General features: G+C 59.2%; 21 protein-coding genes, 1 other RNA gene and 1 riboswitch. Of the genes, 12 read left to right on the top strand and 10 right to left on the bottom strand.

What is annotated here, in order from left to right:
• Position 1: 1 nt before the first annotated feature.
• Complete coding sequence (locus ACR0IK_RS21490) at positions 2 to 1,942, bottom strand: extracellular solute-binding protein (protein ID WP_480643197.1); 1,941 nt, start codon at positions 1,940 to 1,942, stop codon at positions 2 to 4.
• Positions 1,943 to 2,116: 174 nt separating this feature from the next.
• A complete protein-coding gene (locus tag ACR0IK_RS21485; RefSeq protein WP_480595531.1) occupies positions 2,117 to 2,626 on the bottom strand; it encodes a c-type cytochrome in 510 nt (169 codons plus the stop codon).
• A 119-nt stretch (positions 2,627 to 2,745) separates the two neighbouring features.
• On the opposite strand from ACR0IK_RS21485, the gene ACR0IK_RS21480 reads away from it, so the two are divergent.
• The gene (locus tag ACR0IK_RS21480) at positions 2,746 to 3,579 is read left to right on the top strand and encodes a prephenate dehydratase (protein ID WP_480643196.1); all 834 of its coding nucleotides are present in this window, start codon (positions 2,746 to 2,748) and stop codon (positions 3,577 to 3,579) included.
• Positions 3,580 to 3,590: 11 nt separating this feature from the next.
• Here ACR0IK_RS21480 and ACR0IK_RS21475 read toward each other — a convergent pair whose 3' ends face one another.
• Genes ACR0IK_RS21475 through nudC form a run of 3 tightly spaced genes read right to left on the bottom strand, consistent with a single transcriptional unit; the run spans position 3,591 to position 5,559 of the window.
• Entirely contained in the window at positions 3,591 to 4,082 is a 492-nt protein-coding gene (locus tag ACR0IK_RS21475; RefSeq protein ID WP_480643194.1) for an N-acetyltransferase family protein, read from the bottom strand.
• Positions 4,072 to 4,539, bottom strand: coding sequence for an SRPBCC family protein (locus ACR0IK_RS21470; protein WP_480643193.1), 468 nt, complete (start codon positions 4,537 to 4,539; stop codon positions 4,072 to 4,074). The genes ACR0IK_RS21475 and ACR0IK_RS21470 overlap by 11 nt, the downstream gene beginning before the upstream one ends.
• A 39-nt stretch (positions 4,540 to 4,578) precedes the next feature.
• Entirely contained in the window at positions 4,579 to 5,559 is a 981-nt protein-coding gene (gene nudC / locus ACR0IK_RS21465; RefSeq protein ID WP_480595498.1) for an NAD(+) diphosphatase, read from the bottom strand.
• A 175-nt stretch (positions 5,560 to 5,734) separates the two neighbouring features.
• Here nudC and ACR0IK_RS21460 point away from each other — a divergent pair, with 175 nt between their 5' ends.
• Together ACR0IK_RS21460 and ffs are read left to right on the top strand one after the other, a co-directional pair.
• Positions 5,735 to 7,615 (top strand): bifunctional 2',3'-cyclic-nucleotide 2'-phosphodiesterase/3'-nucleotidase, encoded by a 1,881-nt coding sequence (locus tag ACR0IK_RS21460; RefSeq protein ID WP_480643191.1) that lies wholly within the window; start codon positions 5,735 to 5,737, stop codon positions 7,613 to 7,615.
• Between the two features lie 39 nt (positions 7,616 to 7,654).
• Positions 7,655 to 7,753, top strand: an RNA gene (gene ffs / locus ACR0IK_RS21455) — signal recognition particle sRNA small type.
• A 39-nt stretch (positions 7,754 to 7,792) separates the two neighbouring features.
• Here the strand turns inward: ffs and ACR0IK_RS21450 are convergent.
• A complete protein-coding gene (locus tag ACR0IK_RS21450; protein WP_480595496.1) occupies positions 7,793 to 8,650 on the bottom strand; it encodes an alpha/beta hydrolase family protein in 858 nt (285 codons plus the stop codon).
• Between the two features lie 141 nt (positions 8,651 to 8,791).
• Positions 8,792 to 9,013: riboswitch (cobalamin riboswitch) on the top strand.
• 81 nt (positions 9,014 to 9,094) lie between these two features.
• Here ACR0IK_RS21450 and ACR0IK_RS21445 point away from each other — a divergent pair.
• A complete protein-coding gene (locus ACR0IK_RS21445; protein ID WP_480643190.1) occupies positions 9,095 to 9,502 on the top strand; it encodes a hypothetical protein in 408 nt (135 codons plus the stop codon).
• Position 9,503: 1 nt separating this feature from the next.
• Here the strand turns inward: ACR0IK_RS21445 and ACR0IK_RS21440 are convergent, their stop codons facing one another.
• The gene (locus ACR0IK_RS21440; protein WP_480643189.1) at positions 9,504 to 10,007 is read right to left on the bottom strand and encodes a protein-tyrosine phosphatase family protein; all 504 of its coding nucleotides are present in this window, start codon (positions 10,005 to 10,007) and stop codon (positions 9,504 to 9,506) included.
• Positions 10,008 to 10,140: 133 nt separating this feature from the next.
• On the opposite strand from ACR0IK_RS21440, the gene ACR0IK_RS21435 reads away from it, so the two are divergent.
• The 5 genes from ACR0IK_RS21435 to ACR0IK_RS21415 all read left to right on the top strand — a co-directional run bounded on the left by ACR0IK_RS21435 (position 10,141) and on the right by ACR0IK_RS21415 (position 14,247).
• Positions 10,141 to 11,892 (top strand): DNA polymerase III subunit gamma/tau, encoded by a 1,752-nt coding sequence (locus ACR0IK_RS21435; RefSeq protein WP_480643187.1) that lies wholly within the window; start codon positions 10,141 to 10,143, stop codon positions 11,890 to 11,892.
• A gap of 3 nt (positions 11,893 to 11,895) precedes the next feature.
• A complete protein-coding gene (locus ACR0IK_RS21430) occupies positions 11,896 to 12,267 on the top strand; it encodes a hypothetical protein (RefSeq protein ID WP_480643186.1) in 372 nt (123 codons plus the stop codon).
• A gap of 13 nt (positions 12,268 to 12,280) precedes the next feature.
• The gene (locus ACR0IK_RS21425; protein WP_480643185.1) at positions 12,281 to 12,625 is read left to right on the top strand and encodes a YbaB/EbfC family nucleoid-associated protein; all 345 of its coding nucleotides are present in this window, start codon (positions 12,281 to 12,283) and stop codon (positions 12,623 to 12,625) included.
• A gap of 64 nt (positions 12,626 to 12,689) precedes the next feature.
• On the top strand, positions 12,690 to 13,283 hold the full coding sequence (gene recR, locus ACR0IK_RS21420; protein WP_480643183.1) for a recombination mediator RecR: 594 nt from the start codon (positions 12,690 to 12,692) through the stop codon (positions 13,281 to 13,283).
• A gap of 475 nt (positions 13,284 to 13,758) precedes the next feature.
• A complete protein-coding gene (locus ACR0IK_RS21415; RefSeq protein WP_480643181.1) occupies positions 13,759 to 14,247 on the top strand; it encodes a hypothetical protein in 489 nt (162 codons plus the stop codon).
• On the opposite strand, the gene ACR0IK_RS21410 is transcribed toward ACR0IK_RS21415, so the two are convergent.
• Positions 14,244 to 14,873 (bottom strand): ribonuclease T2 family protein, encoded by a 630-nt coding sequence (locus ACR0IK_RS21410; protein ID WP_480643179.1) that lies wholly within the window; start codon positions 14,871 to 14,873, stop codon positions 14,244 to 14,246. The genes ACR0IK_RS21415 and ACR0IK_RS21410 overlap by 4 nt on opposite strands.
• Positions 14,874 to 15,003: 130 nt before the next feature.
• On the opposite strand from ACR0IK_RS21410, the gene ACR0IK_RS21405 reads away from it, so the two are divergent.
• Both ACR0IK_RS21405 and ACR0IK_RS21400 read left to right on the top strand, forming a co-directional pair.
• Positions 15,004 to 15,765, top strand: coding sequence for a DUF1013 domain-containing protein (locus tag ACR0IK_RS21405; RefSeq protein ID WP_480595484.1), 762 nt, complete (start codon positions 15,004 to 15,006; stop codon positions 15,763 to 15,765).
• Positions 15,766 to 15,804: 39 nt separating this feature from the next.
• Entirely contained in the window at positions 15,805 to 16,209 is a 405-nt protein-coding gene (locus tag ACR0IK_RS21400) for a hypothetical protein (protein WP_480643178.1), read from the top strand.
• A 38-nt stretch (positions 16,210 to 16,247) separates the two neighbouring features.
• On the opposite strand, the gene ACR0IK_RS21395 is transcribed toward ACR0IK_RS21400, so the two are convergent.
• Both ACR0IK_RS21395 and ACR0IK_RS21390 read right to left on the bottom strand, forming a co-directional pair.
• Entirely contained in the window at positions 16,248 to 17,279 is a 1,032-nt protein-coding gene (locus ACR0IK_RS21395; protein ID WP_480643177.1) for a permease, read from the bottom strand.
• A complete protein-coding gene (locus ACR0IK_RS21390) occupies positions 17,272 to 17,580 on the bottom strand; it encodes an ArsR/SmtB family transcription factor (RefSeq protein ID WP_058283064.1) in 309 nt (102 codons plus the stop codon). The genes ACR0IK_RS21395 and ACR0IK_RS21390 overlap by 8 nt, the downstream gene beginning before the upstream one ends.
• A gap of 135 nt (positions 17,581 to 17,715) precedes the next feature.
• Between ACR0IK_RS21390 and pdxR the strand changes: the two genes are divergently transcribed.
• Complete coding sequence (pdxR, locus tag ACR0IK_RS21385) at positions 17,716 to 19,176, top strand: MocR-like pyridoxine biosynthesis transcription factor PdxR (protein ID WP_480595481.1); 1,461 nt, start codon at positions 17,716 to 17,718, stop codon at positions 19,174 to 19,176.
• Positions 19,177 to 19,388 lie beyond the last annotated feature (212 nt).

Raw genomic sequence — 19,388 nt, 5'->3', positions numbered from 1 at the left:
GTTACCTCACCGCGCCAGCAGCTTTCAGTTTCTGGTACTTCTCTTCGTTAAACCACCAGAAGTCAAACTGGCCGACGGCCAGTGGCGGCAACACTTCGGGATGTTCGAACATGTCGTAATAAGCGACCCACGTATCCGAGACATATCCGGTTGGGACTTGAATTCGGAGATACCGCAAAACACGGTCCAGAGATTTCAGCGCAGCGATCTCTTCCTCGCGGGATTTCGTGTCCAGCGACGCATCGATGATGGCGTCTACAAGCGGTTCCTGCAGGGATTGAGGGTTATAGGACGAAACAACTGCGGTTTCAGACCCGTAAGCTTGTTTGAGCCCGGTGCCCGCTTCCAGAAACGGCTGGTTTCGGAAAAAGATCATGTCGAAATCTTTGTCGTAGTACCGCTGAATCCACTGTGCGCTGTCGATTTTTTCGACCGTCACCGCTACGCCAAAGCTTTCCAGACTTGCTGCGTAAGTCGTCACAATGGCCTCGGCCGTGTCTGACGACGAGGCGTTGAGCATAATAGTGATCTTAAGCGGATTGCCGTCCGCGTCCTGCAGTTTACCGCTACTCGACACCGACCAACCGGCCTCTTCGAACAGCTTCAGGGCCTTTCGCTTGTTGCGGCGGTCCACCGTACGATCCGCATTCGAGGTATGGGCAAGCACCGCCTCTTGCGTGAAAAGCTCTTCGGGAACGATATCACCCAAAGACCGCAAGAACGCTGTTTCCATCTCGTCGGGCAAACCATCTGCCGCGACTTCCGAGTTTTCGGCGAATGAATGGCGCGGTTCCGTCAGCCCAAACTGAAGGGATTCGGACGTCCACTCAAAGTTGAACGCCAGCCCAAGCGCCTCGCGGACCTTGATGTTGTCAAACGGGGCACGTTGCATGTTGAAGATGAAACCCGATGGTGAAGGAGGCGTCATAACGGGAATGCTCTCACGCTTTACATAACCGTTCTGCACCGCCGGAAAATCGTACCCGGTGGCCCATTTCTTGGTGCTGCCTTCTTCGCGGAATGTGTAGATGCCAGCTTTGAACGCTTCGAACTCGGCGGAATCATCGGCAAAGTATTCGACCCGCACGGTTTCAAAGTTGTGCCGACCAACGTTGATCGGCAGGTGCCAACCCCAATAGTCGGGGTTTCGGCGATAAACGATGTAGCGGTTTATTTCATAATCATCGAGCACATAAGGTCCGCTTCCCATCGGTGTCACGAGGCTTTGCTTATCCAAGCGCTCGCCGGTTTCTTCGTACCAGGCTTTCGAGAAAACGGGCGTTCCGCCGACCTGCGAGATAAGCGATCGGCGCGAGATACCGTCAACGAAATTATACTTGATCGTGTGATCATCAATGATCTCGTACCCTTCGATGCGCTGCTTAACGGCCCGCGCATAGCTGCGAATGCCCTGATCGAGGAACAGGTCATGGGTGAACGCTGCATCATGCGCTGTCAGCGGTGTGCCATCGGCAAAACGAGCCTCGGGCCGCATATAGAAAATGCACCATTCCTTGGTGCTGGGGTATTCGACGGCTTCCGCCAGCAGACCATAGGCTTCTGTAATTGAGTCTGCAGGCGAGGCCGATCCAAATGGGCTGTCACCAAACATACTTTCCGCGATCAATCCGGAGTAGAGACCCGCTTTGCCCTGCCAGTTGAAGCGGTTCATGCCATCGAAGGTTCCTCGCGAAGCAACCGAAATCTCGCCTCCGATCGGAGCGTTCGGGTTCACGTAATCGAAATGCTTGAAGTCCGGCGGGTATTTGAGGTCGCCAAAGAACGAATACCCATGCGCGCGAATGATTTCAGGTTCCGCCGCACCTGCTGCGAACCCCGGCACTGGCGCAAGCGTTGACGTCAGGAGGCCGCCGCCCAGCATCTGCAACGTGGTTCTGCGGTCGATCTGGAACCCCGCGCCCGAAACACTTTTTTTCGCCATGGCTGCCTCTCCTGATTATCCGGTCAGTTTATATCTTGCGCGCGCCAGCTAAATGACCAGCACTGTCAGGTTCAAGTTTAGAATGCGTGAACGCTTTGTGAAGATGTCGTTAGGCAAAAATAAAGCCGCTGCGCGGGGCAGCGGCTTTGAAACTCGGTGCGGTCGATCAAAGGATCAGTTGCCGATGGTCTGCAGATAAGCAATCAGGTCGGCGCGCTCCTGCGGCTTTTTCAGGCCGGCAAAGCTCATGGAAGTGCCCGAGATATAGCTTTTCGGGTTGGCCAGGAATGCGTCCAAAGCTTCGGGTGTCCAGTTGCCGCCATGAGCCTGCATCCCGGGCGAATAACCGCCGAAGCCGTTCGCCGACGCGACCGGACGATCCACAACGCCGTACAGATACGGGCCGGTGCCGTTGGCACCATCTTCAAGCTTGTGGCAAGCCGAGCATTTGCGGAAGACTTTTGCGCCCTTGTCCGGATCGGCAGCGGCCAGCATGTCTTCGAATACCACCTCTTCGCCGTCGGCGCTTTCACCCGCGCTTTCGGTTTCGATGATATATGAGGCCGTCTCGCCATGCCCATCGGCATGGTACAGCGCCTCGGCGCCCCATTTTGCCAGAAGCAGCACCAGGAAGGTGCCAAACAGGCCTGCGGCGGCCTTGGTAACTGTCATCGTGTCGAACATTGATCGCGAGTCCATTTCAGCTGTCTGCGGGGTGTCTAAGGCTTCCCCTCGCAAGAGGCAAGGTATAGACACCGCGACTAAACGCCCAATTCTGGAACTTGTTGCACGGAATCGATCAAATGACCAATCGTATCGCATTTCAGGGGGAACCCGGTGCCTATAGCCACGAGGCCTGCCGCAATGCGCGCCCCGATATGGAGGCCCTGCCCTGCCGTACGTTCGAAGATGTGATCGAATCGGTGCGCGCGGGCGAGGCGGATCTGGCGATGCTGCCGGTCGAAAACACGACCTATGGCCGGGTGGCCGATATTCACCGCCTGTTGCCGCACAGCGGGTTGCATATCATTGATGAGGCCTTCGTGCGTGTGCACATCAACCTGCTGGCGGTGCCCGGTGCTACGCTGACCGACATCACCGAGGCGCATTCGCATCTGGTCCTGCTGCCGCAATGCGCCGGGTTTCTTAAGAAACACAACATCCGCGGCCGGGTCAGCCCCGACAACGCCCGCGCCGCGCGTGAGGTGTCAGAGCAGGGTGAACTGCACTCGGCGGCGCTGGCCAGCGAACTGGCCGGCGAAATCTATGGCTTGAACGTGCTGGCTCGTCACATCGAGGATCAGGACAACAACACTACCCGCTTTCTGGTCATGTCCCGGCAGGCGGACCTGTCCCAGCGTGGCCCCTATGGCATGATCACCAGCTTTGTCTTTCAGGTGCGCAACATTCCGGCGGCGCTGTACAAGGCGATGGGAGGCTTTGCCACAAACGGGATTAACATGACTAAGCTGGAAAGCTACATGGTCGATGGATCGTTCACTGCTACGCAGTTCTATGCCGATATCGTCGGTCACCCAGACGACCACAATGTGCAGCTGGCCATGGACGAGCTGGAGCACTTCACCACCAATGTTGAAGTGCTGGGCGTTTACCCCGCGGCGCATCCGCGCGGATAAGTCTTGAAATATCAACGGATACTGTAGGTCTTGCAGACAGAGTCGTCATGCGACCTGTAGTCGATGAAACCCATGGCCGCATAATAGGCCAGACCTTCTACATTTGTTGCGGCAATGGTCGCGTCAATCGCAGGAAGTCCTATTGCTCTTGCCACTTCCAGTGTCGCTTCAAACAAACACCGCCCAATGCCTTGGCGCGCGGCAGAGGGGCGAACATGCGTTCCGATGACACCCCAATCGACAGGTGCACCGTAAGGGTTGTTATCCACCGCTCGCTTCAACGATTGAAACCCCAGAATGCGCGCGCCTGAAAGTGCCACGTGGCATTTTACCTGTTCCGGGTGGGCCACATAATGCGCTTTAGCGAATTCCGGATCACAAGGTTTACTGCGCTTACCAGCGGCTGCAATCTCCCTCAAAACCTCTGAGATACCCTTGGCGTCATCCACACCCGCCTGCCTGACAATCAGGTTTTCCATCGCCTTGCCCTTTTCAGCCGCCATGCAAATGGCGCTCTTCCATCTCTCGGGCGAACTCGCTGAGCCGTAACTGAAACTGCCGCCGGAACCGCGCTTGTCCCAACCGCAACGATTGCAGCAACAGCCGCGCAGGCAGGGATCTGGCCGCAAGCGACATGTCGACACTCAGACGGGTGCGGCGCTGCGACAGGGCCAGTAATTCGATGATCGTCACCCCGTTCATGCCCTTACTCACCGCGTCGAATCGCAATAGTGACGGTGGGTCGCATTCGGCCATCTCAATCGCGATTTGGCGAGGCTTGCCGCGCAGCTTGAACTCGGTTTCCCACTGCGTACCCGGCACCACCCCCATATGGCCCGACAGGCGCCGCACTTCGATTCCGCGACGCATGGCCAAACGCTCGAACCGCTCAAAATCGGCGACCATTTCGAACACAGCATTGATCGGAGCTTCGATGTCTTCGCGCGCGGTAAACTGCATAACGGTTCGTGGTTCTCTTTGCTTCCAGCCTAGTATCTGTCAGTCAAGAGTATCCGCAAGCCAGTTTTGCAACAGGAAATGCGCAATGGCGCCCTTGCGGGCTGGCAGCAGCTTCGGATGCTCTCCTGCAAAGGCCTGCATCATCTCGGGCTTGCTTACCCACATCGCATCCTCGATTTCCACCGGATCAATGGTGATCTCGCGCGACAGCGCCTCACCCGCGCAGCCAAACATCAATGAGGCCGGAAACGGCCAGGGCTGGCTGGACAGATAACTGACCGCACCGACGGGCACGCCTACCTCTTCCATCACTTCGCGCCGGACCGCCGCCTCCAGTGTTTCTCCGGGTTCGACGAAGCCCGCCAGCAGTGAGTACATTCCCTCGGGCCAGCCTGGAGATCGCCCAATCAGCACCGAATCTCCGTGCGTGATCAACATGATGACTACCGGGTCGGTGCGCGGGAAATGTTGCCCGCCGCAGGACGGACAACTGCGCTGCCACCCGGCTTGTGATATTTCGCTCGCGGCACCGCAGCGTGCACAGAACCGGTGGGTTTCATGCCATCCGATCACCGCCTTGGCCGCTGCGGCCAGTTCCGCGTCCCGGGCGGACAGGCGCGTCATGATCCGGCGCAGTTCGGCAAAGACATGGCCTCGGGGCAGGTCGGGATGTTGCTGCTCTGTCCGATCAACAAATGCTCCCAACTGCGACATGTCCAGCCCCTCGGGGGACCAGTTCGAGATATCGAGGGCAAAAACAGGCGACCCGTCCGAGAGACCCAGAAACACGGGTTTCTCCACTCTGCCGCCCGGCCCGTTCTGCACCAATCCGTGCGTCATGGGGATCAGACCCAGCTGATCCAGCGCCTCGCCCCGAACCAGTGGCTTTCCTCGCCACAGCAGCATGCAGGACGCCTGCGGATGGGCGCGCATCCGCGCAAGCTGGTCCGCATCCCCCCGGATATGCGCCGCACGATCCAGGCCCGAGCCGCCAAACGTCACAAGTTCCGCATGTTTCATGAATGTTCCTTTGGGTCGTCGGCACAGGGCTGCCACGGCTGCAGCCGCGTTGCAATGGCAATTCCAAACAGCCGGAAACCTGCGGTCGTCAAATGATCGCAGTCACACCTTAAATGTTGCGCCTAATATACTTTTTGGGGAAAATGCTTAACATATAACTGCCAAAAGTAGAAATTTGTCACACCCCATTCATCTGCCGCGCCCTGTCTTGAAGATACGGATATTGGCAACCTCCGATCTGCATATGAATCTGAGCGGCTTCGACTACTACTCTGACGCCCCGGAACCCACGATTGGGTTTACGCGCACCGCCAGTCTGATCCGGGCTGCGCGGAACGAGGCGGTGGCGGCTGGCGCGCTGGTTCTGCTGTTCGACAACGGAGATTCGCTGCAAGGCACACCAATCGGGGAATGGGCTGCGGAACCGGCCAATGCGCCGCATATTCTGATGCAGGCCTTTGGTGATCTGGACTATGACGCCATCGGGCTGGGCAACCATGATTTCGGCTTTGGACTAGAGGTTCTGGATCGAGTTCTGGCCGACGCTCCCTGCGCGGTGGTGTGCAGCAATGTGCAAAGAAGGAATGCCGATCCTCTCTGGCACAGCCATGCAATCCTGACGCGTACAGTCCCGTACCAGGACCAGCAGGTTACGCTGAAAATCGGAGTGCTTTCAGTGCTTCCCCCTCAGACCGCCAAATGGGAGGCGCACCGGTTGCAGGACCGGGTCACCGTTGGCGATATCCTGACCTGCGCCCGCAACAAGGTGCGGGACTTGCACGCAGAGGGCTGTGATCTGATCCTTGCGCTGGCGCATACGGGGTTGGGATCGCCCTTTGCGGAACCCGATTTGGAAAACGCGATCATCCCGATGGCTGCCATCGACGGCATCGACGTCCTGATCGCCGGGCATTCCCACCTGACTCTGCCCGGTCCCGTGCATGAGGGGCTGAACAATGTCGATGCAGCCCGGGGGCGGGTTCACGGGAAACCGGTGGTCATGCCGGGCCCGGCCGGATCGAATTTGGGGGTGATTGACCTGAACCTCCGCAAGGCGGATGACAGTACGTGGACGATAAAAGACCACAGCACCGAATTGCGCTCGGTTTGCCCGACCCGGTCTGGCGGAGAGGCCCATCCGGTTGCGGAAGACCCTGAATTACTGCGGCTTTTCGCCAAAGGCCATTTGGAAACGCGCCGTCACACGGCTCAACCGGTGGGCCGAACCGATCAGCACCTGCACAGCTATTTCAGCTTTTGCGTTGAGGATAGAGGGCTTGCTTTGGCCGCAGCGGCGCAGGCGGCGGCTCTGCGCCCGTATCTGCAGGGATCGCCCGTTGCGGAGTTGCCCGTTCTGTCCGCGATGGCGCCTTCAAAATTCGGAGGACGCGCCGGGCCGCGGTTTTATACGGATGTGCCACCTGGACAGGTATTCCTGCGTCATATCAACGACCTGTATGTTTTTCCCAACGAATTGCAGGCCGTTGTCGTTAATGGCGCGCAGATCGGCGATTGGCTGGAAATGTCGGCAAGCGTGTTCAACCAGATCAAACCGGGGTTCGAAACCGACCTGGTCGACCCCAGCCGGGCCGGGCATAATTTCGATGTTCTGCAAGGGTTGAGCTATCAGATCGACCTCTCGCAACCTCCACGCTTTGACTCCTCAGGTCATCTGAGCGCTTCTGCACATCGCCGTGTTCACGACATCCGATTAGAGGGCCGTCCCGTAACACCCGACAAGCGCTTTGTCGTTGCGGTGAGCAATTACCGAGCCAGCGGGGGCGGCTATTTCCCTTTTGTCGACCAGGCCGAGCCGATCCGGCTGCCTGCACGACCCGTTCAGCACATATTGCGAGACTACATCTCGGGTGCCCTGCCACGGGACCCGCTGGAAAAAGCGCCCCGCGCCTTTCAGTTTGCTCCATTTCCCGGCGCGACAACCTTGCTCAGAACCGGTCCGAAGGCCCGCGATCACATTGCTGAACTAGAGGAATACACCCCACATCTGATCGGTGCAGACGATGACGGCTTTCTGCTGATCCGTTTGACACTCTGACGGGTTGTCATTTCCGCGTCTGTTGCCTATATCGTGCGTTGAGAGGTTGGCGCGGGCGAGCGCCTCGCCAACCTGGTCAGGTCCGGAAGGAAGCAGCCACAACGAGCCCCGCTTGGGTCGATGTCCAACCTCTCACTTCCTCCCTGTAGCAAACGTAAAGCGCCAGAACCGGCGAAGTCATGCAATCAGCCGTGGCCAAAGGACTGCGTTGCGGCGGGCAAAAGCGCCGATGTGCCCAACTTCCGACAAGCCAAATTCACCGGGTGACAACAGGTGACGGCGCGCATCTGGGCCGTACAGATCGGCCAATCGCCACACCGCATTGGGCGGCACCACATCATCATCCTCGAAGGTAAACAGGTCCACGGGCGTCCCTGACTGCGCCCAGCGCGCATCAGGCAAGGAGATCCCGATCTCGGGCAGGTAGTTGCGCGGTGCGGTGCACCACCGCCGCCACTGCCAATATACCGATGCCGGCAGGTCCGCCCCGAACCCCAGCGCCTTGCCAGGAAGGTACCCCAGGGCTTTCACCGCCAAAGGAGCGTGACCATACCAGAACAGCAAAGCCAGCGCCCGATACGGCCAGGGGTGATCCGATACCGTTACAGGGCCAGAACAGACGCAGATCATGCGGTCGATCTGATCGACGTCGGGCTGAATCGGCCCCAGCATCCCGCCGACTGAATGTCCGATGCTCCACTGCTGCGCATCGGGGAACCTGCGCCGCATTTCAGCCCGGGCCGCGGGCATGTCGACCAAGGCCCAGTCGGCCATCTTGACCCGTGATGCTTTCAGCGATCCGTTCAGAGAATGGCCGAAATCGCTGTAGTCGTAAGTCAGACAGGCCATCCCCCGTTCGGCAGCCAGCCAGCGGGCAAAATGCTGGTAATAATCTCTCGGTACGCCGGTAGCACCGTGAATGACCACGGCCACCCGGGGCGCGGACGCTGGCAGATAAAGGCGTGCCGACAAGGAGCCCGTGCCGGACGGAAACTGAAAGTCCTCGGTCGAATCGGTTTGTGCAGTGTCCAGCATGGTTCGGTCTCCGGATTTTGAACCGATTGGTTCACTTTCTCCAGTCCGCAGTGTTTCCCGTCACAAGTCAACAGTGACCGTACATGACCACACGTCCGCTTGGCCGTGCAAATTGCCCGCTTGACTCGGGTCGCCCGTACCCGCTAGCGATGGCGTGATGGTTCTCGACCCCGATCGTTGGGCGAGATGAAAAGGGAACACGGTGCGGTTCTGCCCCGGTTATACCGGAACGAACCAAGGCCGCGACTGCCCCCGCAACTGTAAGCGGTGAGCAATGCCGAAATACCACTGGCCGAAAGGCTGGGAAGGTCGGCAACGCGATGACCCGCAAGTCAGGAGACCTGCCATCGAACCAAAACCGAAACTCGGGCGGGGTGTCCGGGCAGGTCGTCAGCATGCTGTCACACCTGATCTACGCCCCTTCCTACGCGCGGAGGGCACACAATGATCTGGAAGACAAAGACCCACGAATACTCGGCCACCGTATGCCAGCGAACCGGCAAGACCTGCCCAGCTTTGGCACGGGTCGCGCGTGTCATTACACAGGCGATAGAGACCGCCGCACCTGCAACAACCCCCGATTTTCAGGTCGAAGGCAGCAGTGAACTGACCCATTGCCCCGAAGGTTGCACCGCCCGATTTTGCGCACGGCCTGATCAGATTCGGATCTTTTGCGGCACGGAGTCCGACGTTTCCACCGATTCACTTGATAGGTATGCCGACATGATGTTCGCGGATGTGTTCAGCTCTCTGCCCGCCGATGTTATGGCCAGCCCGCCCTGCGCGATGCTCGAGGTTTTATTGCTGGCCGCAAGTCCGGTTGCGCAACCGGAGCAGCACGCGGCGCTCTAAGCTAGCTGCCCTTTCGGGCGCTGGCCGCCTGCGCCGCCCATTGCAACTGGCCGTCGGTTTCAACGGCGCAGGCCCGTACGGCGCGCAGACGTTTCAGCGCTGCCTCGGGCTGTTCGCCCTGTTCGACCATAAGGCGCAAAGCGACCATGCCAGACCGGCCACAGCCACCCCGGCAATGCACCAACACCCGCCCTCCTCGGGACAGGACTTGTGCCGCCGCTGCGCTGACCTCGGCCCATGCGGCCCGAACCTCTGGCGGTGGCGCGCCAAAATCCGCGACTGGCAGATGCGCCCACCCGATGGCGGCGACGCGAAGATCGTCACCGAATCCGGCGGCACCTTCTTCCAGCATCTCAACCTCAGTGGTCATGGAAACCACCAGATCCGGCTGCCAGTCCCGGATGGTACGAAGATCCTGCAGGTAGTTGCCGCCGCGCCCCGGGATTGGTGAAAGGGCAACCGTGCCATTTCCCACCTGCACGGCGTGAATCGCAAAGAGTCTCAAAAGGTGGCCCTCCTGCGAACGTTTCTACGATGCGTAAACTGTCCTGCAAACCGAATTTCGACTACAGCGGCGGTGGACGCGGGCGGCAGGGGTCTCTACGCTGCATTCCTGAACCGAATCCGACAGAGCAGACATGAACGACACGCCAAGCCCCGCCTATCAGGTTCTTGCCCGCAAATACCGCCCCGAAACCTTTACCGATCTCGTCGGTCAGGATGCGATGGTTCGCACGCTGAAAAACGCGTTCGAGGCCGACCGGATCGCACAGGCCTTCATCATGACCGGCATTCGCGGCACGGGTAAGACCACCACGGCGCGGATCATCGCCAAGGGCATGAACTGCATCGGCCCCGATGGCCAGGGCAAGCCGACCACGGAACCCTGCGGCCAGTGTGAACATTGCGTGGCCATCATGGAAGGCCGACATGTCGACGTGATGGAGATGGACGCCGCCAGCCGCACAGGCGTCAACGACATCCGCGAGATCATCGACAGCGTTCGTTACCGCGCCGCCAGCGCGCGCTATAAGATTTACATCATTGACGAGGTCCACATGCTGTCGACCAGCGCCTTTAACGCGCTGCTCAAGACGCTTGAAGAACCGCCTGAACATGTGAAATTCATCTTCGCCACAACCGAGATCCGCAAAGTGCCGGTAACGGTGCTATCCCGTTGTCAACGCTTCGACCTGCGCCGGATCGAACCTGAGGACATGATCGGCCTGCTTGGCAAGATCGCCGCGGCTGAGAATGCCCAGATCGCGGAAGACGCGCTGGCCTTGATCACGCGCGCGGCCGAAGGGTCGGCCCGGGATGCAACCTCGCTGCTGGATCAGGCGATCTCGCACGGGGCCGGGGAAACCAGCGCCGATCAAGTGCGTGCGATGTTGGGACTGGCCGACCGCGGGCGGGTGCTGGACCTGATGGACATGATCCTGCGCGGAGATGCCGCTGGCGCCCTGACAGAACTGAGCGCACAATACGCCGAAGGCGCAGATCCGCTGGCGGTGCTGCGCGATCTTGCCGAGATCACCCACTGGGTATCAGTGGTCAAGATCACCCCGGATGCAGCCGAGGACCCAACCGTATCCCCGGACGAACGCGCCCGCGGCCAACAGATGGCTGAGGCCCTGCCTATGCGCGTGCTGACCCGGATGTGGCAAATGCTGCTGAAAGCGCTCGAAGAAGTCTCGGCGGCTCCAAATGCGATGATGGCCGCCGAAATGGCCGTGATCCGCCTGACCCATGTGGCCGACCTGCCGAGCCCGGAAGAACTGATCAAACGGCTGCAAGACGCGCCGTCGCCCCCGCCGAACGGAGGCCCCGGTGGCGGTATCGCAGTGTCGTCCCACGCGCCTGTTCAACCTGTTGCTCCTGCGTACACCCCGACCGCACGCGGGCCCGCTGGAGCGCCAACTGCCGCGCTGGCCCAGGACATCCAAGCGGCCCTTGCACGGTATCCCAGCTTTGACCATGTCGTCGAATTGATCCGGACCAACCGCGACGTAAAACTGCTGGTCGAGGTTGAAAACGGAGTGCGGCTTGTATCCTATTCACCCGGTCGGATCGAGTTCACACCTACAGATAACGCTCCTACAGACCTGGCTCAAAGGTTGGGATCAGCACTACAGCGGTGGACCGGAAACCGCTGGGCGGTGTCCATCGTCGCCGACGGGGATGCTGCGACCATTGCCGAGGTTCGAGATGCCGCAGATCTGGCGCTGAAGGCCGAGGCCGAACAGCATCCCTTGGTTCAGGCCGTGCTGATGCAATTCCCGAAAGCACGCATTAAACGGATCGAGACACCGGAGGAACGCGCCGCAAAGGTCGAAACCGAAGCCCTGCCCGAGGTCGAAGACGAATGGAACCCGTTCGAAGAGGACTAGCCGTTGCACGGCCCTTCAACCGACCTGTTGTTTCAAGATGCATGTGATTTTTACCGACCACAATGGGACGGCACACCGGTTACCGCGCTTCAAGTATCAATCATTCTTGCAGCGTCTCCGGTTTCCCTGGCTCTACTCGCGCTCTCAGTTTTTACTATTTGGCCCGGCAACATCTGGATCACGATCTGCGCCTGCCTTGGATGGGCCACCTGTATACAACACATTTTCTTCGAAGACTTGCTGCACGATCCACGTTTTACAGCGCAGGAGATCGGCTGCATTGGACATTCCACCCTGTTCATTGGCGTCGCAATTGCGCTATGTGGAGCAATGATGCTGCACACAGTTTATGTCCGCTTCTTGCGGACCCACTAACGGAGAAAGAACAATGCTCAAAGGTTTAGGCGGTCTCGGCGACATGGCCAAGATGATGAAATCCGCGCAGGACCTGCAAGCCAAGATGACCGAAATGCAGGAAGAGCTGAACAACCTTTTGGTCGTCGGTGAGTCCGGTGCCGGCCTGGTCAAGGCAACCGCAACTGCCAAAGGTGAACTCAAGGGTCTGGACATCGACCCTTCGATTTTCAACGGCGACGACAAAGAGGTGGTCGAAGACCTGATCCTGGCCGCCATAAAGGACGCGCAGACCAAGGCGGCGGAACGCTCTCAGGCCGAGATGGCAAAACTGACCGAAAGCATGGGTCTGCCCGCAGACATCAAACTGCCGTTCTGATAGACACTCCTGACGGAATACCGGCCGGGCGTCCCTGCCCGGCCCTTTTGCAGGAGCATCCGCAGTGAGTTCGAACAGCGAAATCGACAACCTGATCGACCTGATGGCCAAGCTGCCGGGTCTCGGCCCGCGTTCGGCCCGCCGCGCGGTACTGCACCTGATCCGCAAACGCGCCCTGCTGCTGACGCCGCTTTCGGACGCGATGCAGCAAGTGGCCGTTACCGCCCGCGAATGCCTGAACTGCGGCAATGTCGGCACCACCGACATCTGTGACATCTGCGACAGCGAGGCCCGCGCGACCGGAGAACTGTGCGTGGTCGAGGACGTCGCCGACCTCTGGGCGATGGAGCGCGCCGGGGTCTTCAAAGGCCGCTATCACGTTCTGGGCGGCACATTGTCGGCACTGGACGGTGTCGGCCCGGACGAGTTGCGCATCCCCCGCCTCAATGACCGCGTGACAGCCGAAGGGATCACCGAGATTATCCTCGCCCTGAACGCCACCGTCGACGGCCAGACCACCGCCCACTACATCGCCGATCAACTGGAGGGGCAGGTCCGTTTAACCTCACTAGCGCAAGGCGTGCCAATTGGCGGAGAGCTGGATTATCTGGATGACGGGACGATTACGGCGGCGCTGAGGGCGCGGAAGGAAATTTGAGTTCGTTATTGCTAAACATCTCCGCTTGCTGTCCATTCAGGGTAGAAAAACCTGGTAACTCAATGGTTATAATAAGCGAATTTCTTTTCAGCACTTTCCTGTTTCTGTTATATGCGGTGCCCGCTTTTGCAGTGGTCTTAGGTTACTTTGAAAAACTGAAATGGCTCAAGATTGCAGTGGGGCTGCAGTTTACTGTGATGGTGATCGGCCTTTCCATCCATTACGTCGTTATAGAAACGGGTCGCTGTAGGAATTGCACCGGAATGGAAGGACTGGCATTCCTAGTGTTGCCCGGTTTTTTTCTGGCTTCGTGTGCCGCTAGTTTCTGCCTCTACTTCTTCGTACGCTGGGTTTCCAATCTAATACACAAGTAACTTGGCGACACTTACAGATGATCACAGCCGGGCTAAACAGGGATAGTCTGTCAGTTCCGAGTTCGGTAACTTGCATAAAACACAAATTCTTGGAAACTGTTATGACCCGCCTTCACGCCCTCACCGTCGCCGCCTTCACCGCAACCGCTGCCCTGTCACAAGAACTCATCGACAAGGGCTTTGTCGAAGGCTGGAACATCATGATGGACCCAGCGCTGGGCAATGGGTGTCTGATCCAGACGGTGTATCAGGACCTCTCGGTGGTGCGCATCGGCTATGACGCGTTGGACAATCGCGGGTATTTCGCCGTTTACAACAAGGCATGGGGCGACATCAAACAGGGCGAGAGTTATCCGATCCGGTTTGAGCTGGATAGCAAGAGCTTTGACGCCACCGCCATCGGGTTCAATCAGGGGCCGGTACCCGGGGCAACGGTGTTCTTCACCGACCGGAGTTTCGTCAAAGCTATTGCGCAGAACAAGACGATGACCGTCTACAACCCGGCAGGCGAAGTAGTGATGGCGATCGATCTCAATGGCACCGCCAAAGCGCTGGACTATGCGCGGGATTGCCAGAACAAAAAGCTCTAACGAATCGGATCGAACAGCGCGTCCTTGGCCGTGCAGTCGCGGATCACGTCCCGTCCGCAAGGCACCGGTTCAAGGTCGCGGGACAAGCACAGGCGAACTTCTTCAATGTAGCCCTGTTTGCAGGTGATGGTGATCATGTCCCGCTCCAGCACGGGATTGGCTTTCAGAAACGCATCCTCCACGACCGATGCGGGCAATTTGACCGTGGCGTCCAACTTGCGGAACACCTGCGGACGCGTGACACCTTCGTAAGCCCGCCGTGACAGCGCAAAGTAGTCAGGTGCGCTGAGCCCGGAACAGGTGCCGTGTTTCTTCCACTGGTGCCATGCAAGGCCCGGCGATCCCTGAATGTCTGCCATATCGCGGGTCATGGCGCGCGACGGCGGTGCCTTGGGTGTACGACAGTAGGCAGGCCAGCCCTGATGGTATTGCGGCCAAAGCCCGTGCAATACCCACCCGTGGTCATGGCGCGCATCGCATTGGTCCGATCCACGCGCATCACCTTCCCGCGCGCACCAGTTGGGCGACCAGCTCAGAGACAGAACATAATAGTCGAACTCTCCCGCCTTTTCGCCATCAGCCAGCGCTGCCACAGCGCTGAACACCCACAAAATTACCCAGCGCATTCGCCTCTTCCCTTCTTGCCTTTGCGCGACTATATAGGCCCCAAGTTCCCCGACAACGGAAACCTGCCCCAAGACCAAGGGGCCGCCGAATTCCGGCGACGGGATAGATGTATTTATAGGAGACGGGCTGATGGCAAAACCGCTTATGGCCAAGGCAACAGCCGTATGGCTGGTGGACAACACCACGATCAGCTTCAAGCAGATCGCGGATTTCGTAGGCATGCACGAACTTGAGGTGCAGGGCATCGCAGACGGCGACGTCGCGGCAGGCGTGAAAGGCTTTGACCCCATCGCCAACAACCAGCTGACGCAAGACGAGATCGATACCGCCCAGAACAACCCGCTTCACAAGCTGAAGCTCAAGTTCAACCCGGCTGCGTCGGGCGAAGAAAAGCGCCGTGGACCACGTTACACTCCGCTATCCAAGCGACAGGATCGTCCGAACTCGATCCTGTGGCTGGTCAAGTTCCATCCGGAACTCAGCGACGGTCAGATCGCCAAGCTGGTGGGTACCACCAAACCAACCATTCAGTCGATCCGCGAGCGCACCCATTGGAACATCTCGAACATGCAGCCGATCGACCCGGTTGCGCTGGGCCTTTGCAAACAGTCGGAACTGGACGCGATCGTTCAGAAGGCCGCTGCCAAGAAGGCAGCAGAAGGTGGCGTGATGTCTGACGACGAGCGCCGCAAGCTGGTTTCCACCGAGCAGTCGCTCGAAATGGACGCCGCACCCAAGATTCCGACCGCCATCGAAGGTCTGGAAACTTTCTCGCTGTCTGACGACCCGGCAGAAGAGGCCGAGGAAGAACCGATCATCGACGCCGACAGCTTCTTCAACCTGCCAAAGGGCGGGGCCGAGGATGAAGACGAAGACGATCTGCGCCCCTAACGCTCAGATGGCCCCGGCAGAACAGGCCGGGGTCTTTTTTTGCAGAAAACCATGCTGTCCATCCTGTCCAAAATCTTCGGCCCGCACCGTGCCGTATCGATTTACGCTTTCCTGAAAACCTGGGGTTTGCTGGTGGTTGCAATCGTTGGCACCATCATGGTGGCGACCGCATTGCTGGTACTCAATGACGATGGCAAGCACGAGCATGACTCTTTCATCACCGTTGCGGTCCTGTCGGCAACACCGATCAACGGCGACCTTAAAAACGGTGTCATCGCCTCGGTCCGTTTGCCGGATGGGTCGGCCACTTCCATCAATGAACCCAAAGAGCATGTCGCCCGAACCGTCGGCACCACAGCCTGTGTGGAAAAACGCGTCTACGTCGAAAGCGGAGAGGCACGGTACCGATTCAAACTGCCGAGCCTCTGCGAGGCTGACAAATAAGCAAAACCACCCGGTGGTCACACCGGGCGGTTTTTCCTTCAGATCACCTGAAAGATGATCCCCGCGATTATGGCACCTGTGATCCCCAACCCCAGATAAATTGCAAAAACATGGGGTTTGACCAGCGACCAGACCGCCGCCATCGCCGGGATCGAACTGACCGCGCCGGCGATCATGAACGACATCGCCGCCCCCGCGCTCATCCCCTGTTCCATCAGCCCCGCCAACAGTGGCGGCGCGACGTAAGAGTTCAGATAGGCCGGCATCCCGACCAACGCAGCGATCACGATTGGAACGATGCCTTCACCACCGACCACGCGTGCAATCAGATCGGCCGGAACATAGCTGACCAGCAGTGCCTCGAGCACGTAGGCCAGCGCCAGCCATTTCAGCAGGAACAACCCATTGTGAACAAACTCGGACCGGAACCGCTGACGACGTTCGGGCTCGTGCCAGAACAACCAGACCGGTTTGTCATCCTGCTTCGGACCACACCCACAGCACCCAGCCGGATTGTATTCACGCAGAGGTTGGGCGAATGCCCCCGAACGCATGAGACCACGCACGATGAAGCCTCCGAACAGACCCAGCGCGACAGCCGCAACGGCTTTTCCAATGGCAAACGGCCACCCCAATGCGCCCGCAGTGATCAGCAAGGTCGGTGGATCGATCAACGGAGAGCTGAGCCAGAAGGCCATCACAGCAGACAGAGGCGCGCCGAGCGCCAACAGCCCTGCGATGAACGGAATAACCTCGCAGGAACAGAACGGGGCCAACCCGCCGAACACTGCGGCAAGGAAGATCATCCGCGTTTCGCGCCCTTCAAAAGCGCGGGCAACCATGACTTCGGCCCCGGTCGCCTTGAGATAGGACAGCAACAGGACTGCGAACAGGATGTACTGACCGGTATGCGCCAGCGCCTTTCCCGCAAAGGTTACGACGTCACCCCAGTTGCCCGGGTCCAGAACGACCACGGCGGCAAGGATTGCTACGATCAAAGCCCAAGGCGTTTTGATCAGATCCAGGGCGGCCTTGGCCGAAACCTTAGGGTTTTGTGTCAACTCAGCCATCGTTCGCGGCCTTTCCCACTTCGTCAGCGCAGCACTCGGCAAGGATGAACTGCGCGAGATTTCTCAACTCGTCATAGCAGGCGCGATTGATTGTGCTGCGCCCGACTTTCTCTTGCTCAACCACGCCGCCAGCAGCCAGAAACCGCAGGTGATGCGCCAGGGTCGACGGGGCGATCCCCGTCCGCTCCTGTATCTCGCCAACCGTCAGTCCGGCCTGCCCGGCCCGTACCAACGTCCTCAGAACCTTCAGCCGGGCCTCGGACCCCATGGCCGAAAATCCTGCTGCAGCGGTCTCCCACATCGCAATTACTCCATTAAACTAGATTTTTGGTTATTTAATCAAATCCAACCATAGGGTCAACTACCTGCATCACGAATTCTCGGTAAATTCGTAAGTCCAGATTGCTCACCCCATAAGTCCAACCTATAAGACCCTATGGCAATATCGGTCGAAACCTTCTTTCTTGAGCTGAACGGGCAAGGCACACTGCAGGCGCAGATCCAGCAGATGATTGCCGAGGGCATCCTGTCCGGCAGGTTCCATGTCGGGGAAAAGCTGCCCTCGTCCCGCAAACTGGCAGCCCATCTGGGCGTCAGCAGGATCACGGTGACGCTGGCCTATACCGAGTTGCTGGCCAATGACTACCTGACAGCCAAAGGCCGGTCGGGGTATTACGTTTCGCAAAACGCGCCGGTGCCGCCGAAATACACTCCCGTCCAGCGGGGCACTGAAACTGTGGATTGGGATGGGGCGCTGGCCCGGCGGTTCTCAGGGGGCGATGTGCTGTCGAAACCGGCCGACTGGCGCAACTACCGTTATCCGTTCATCTACGGGCAAGCCGACCAGACCCTGTTTGACCACGCCAATTGGCGCCTCTGCGCCGTGCGGGCGCTGGGTCATAAGGATTTCGAGTCCCTGACCGCAGATTACGTCGATCAGGATGATCCGCTGCTGGTCGAGTTCATCGCCCGCCACACTCTGCCCCGCCGCGGTATCGCCGCCCGCCCCGAAGAGATTCTGATCACCATGGGTGCGCAGAACGCGCTGTGGCTGGCCTCGCGCATCTTGCTGACTCACAACCGAACAGCCGTGATCGAAGACCCCTGCTACTACGCCCTGCGCAACCTGTTGGAGCACTGGGATTGCGACGTAACCCCACTGCCGGTTGATCGCGACGGGCTGCCGCCGGATGCGCTGCCCGAGGACACCGACGTCATCTTCACAACACCCAGCCATCAAAGCCCGACGACCTCTACCATGCCTGTCAGCCGTCGACACAGATTGCTGGAGCGCGCACGGGAACTGGACGCGATGGTGGTCGAGGATGACTATGAATTCGAATTGGCCTTTCTGGGCGCGCCCTCCCCGGCGTTGAAGTCGATGGACCGGGACGGGCGAGTGATCTATGTGGGCAGCTTTTCGAAATCATTGTTCCCGGGATTGCGGCTTGGCTACATGGTCGGGTCCGAGCCGTTTATCCGCGAGGCGCGCGCGCTGCGGTCGCTGGTGCTGCGTCATCCGCCGGGACATATCCAGCGCACGGCGGCCTATTTCCTGTCGCTGGGCCATTACGATGCGCAGATCAGGCGCATGTCCAAGGTTCTGGCACGACGGCGCGAAGCTCTGGACAACGCGGTCGAAGAACACGGGCTGACCGTGGCCGGGCGCGGCATTCTGGGCGGGTCCTCGCTGTGGATGTCGGCCCCCGACCATATCGACACAACCCGGCTGGCACTCACCTTGCAGGACCAGAGCGTTCATATCGAGCCCGGCGTGCCGTTCTTCTCTGGACCGGATCGCCCGCAGAATTTCTACCGCCTCGGCTACTCTTCGATCCGGCAGGACCGTATCGAGCCGGGTGTGAAGCTGATCGCCGAAGCCATTCGCGAAAGCTGACACGCCTCTGGACCTATTCCGCCGCAAATTCTGGCCCTAACGCCGCCCGGTCCCTTGCGCCTAAACCATATCTAACGCTGGGCTGGTGGCTCAGCTCCACTTAGCTTTGCGCGGAGAACACACAGATGAAAATGACGACGGAAGAGGCCTTTGTTAAGGTTCTGCAGCTTCACGGTATTGAACACGCGTTTGGTATCATTGGTTCGGCGATG

This window comes from Ruegeria sp. BF7 (genome assembly GCF_056538605.1).
Note: the sequence above shows the minus strand (reverse complement) of the source record. Positions and strands in the feature narration are given on the sequence as shown.

Coding starts and splice junctions, on each gene's coding strand:
- ACR0IK_RS21490 (WP_480643197.1), bottom strand. CDS start 1,942: ATGGCGAAAAAAAGTGTTTCGGGCGCGGGGTTCCAGATCGACCGCAGA.
- ACR0IK_RS21485 (WP_480595531.1), bottom strand. CDS start 2,626: ATGTTCGACACGATGACAGTTACCAAGGCCGCCGCAGGCCTGTTTGGC.
- ACR0IK_RS21480 (WP_480643196.1), top strand. CDS start 2,746: ATGACCAATCGTATCGCATTTCAGGGGGAACCCGGTGCCTATAGCCAC.
- ACR0IK_RS21475 (WP_480643194.1), bottom strand. CDS start 4,082: ATGGCGGCTGAAAAGGGCAAGGCGATGGAAAACCTGATTGTCAGGCAG.
- ACR0IK_RS21470 (WP_480643193.1), bottom strand. CDS start 4,539: ATGCAGTTTACCGCGCGCGAAGACATCGAAGCTCCGATCAATGCTGTG.
- nudC (WP_480595498.1), bottom strand. CDS start 5,559: ATGAAACATGCGGAACTTGTGACGTTTGGCGGCTCGGGCCTGGATCGT.
- ACR0IK_RS21450 (WP_480595496.1), bottom strand. CDS start 8,650: ATGCTGGACACTGCACAAACCGATTCGACCGAGGACTTTCAGTTTCCG.
- ACR0IK_RS21445 (WP_480643190.1), top strand. CDS start 9,095: ATGATCTGGAAGACAAAGACCCACGAATACTCGGCCACCGTATGCCAG.
- ACR0IK_RS21435 (WP_480643187.1), top strand. CDS start 10,141: ATGAACGACACGCCAAGCCCCGCCTATCAGGTTCTTGCCCGCAAATAC.
- ACR0IK_RS21425 (WP_480643185.1), top strand. CDS start 12,281: ATGCTCAAAGGTTTAGGCGGTCTCGGCGACATGGCCAAGATGATGAAA.
- ACR0IK_RS21415 (WP_480643181.1), top strand. CDS start 13,759: ATGACCCGCCTTCACGCCCTCACCGTCGCCGCCTTCACCGCAACCGCT.
- ACR0IK_RS21410 (WP_480643179.1), bottom strand. CDS start 14,873: ATGCGCTGGGTAATTTTGTGGGTGTTCAGCGCTGTGGCAGCGCTGGCT.
- ACR0IK_RS21405 (WP_480595484.1), top strand. CDS start 15,004: ATGGCAAAACCGCTTATGGCCAAGGCAACAGCCGTATGGCTGGTGGAC.
- ACR0IK_RS21395 (WP_480643177.1), bottom strand. CDS start 17,279: ATGGCTGAGTTGACACAAAACCCTAAGGTTTCGGCCAAGGCCGCCCTG.
- ACR0IK_RS21390 (WP_058283064.1), bottom strand. CDS start 17,580: ATGTGGGAGACCGCTGCAGCAGGATTTTCGGCCATGGGGTCCGAGGCC.
- pdxR (WP_480595481.1), top strand. CDS start 17,716: ATGGCAATATCGGTCGAAACCTTCTTTCTTGAGCTGAACGGGCAAGGC.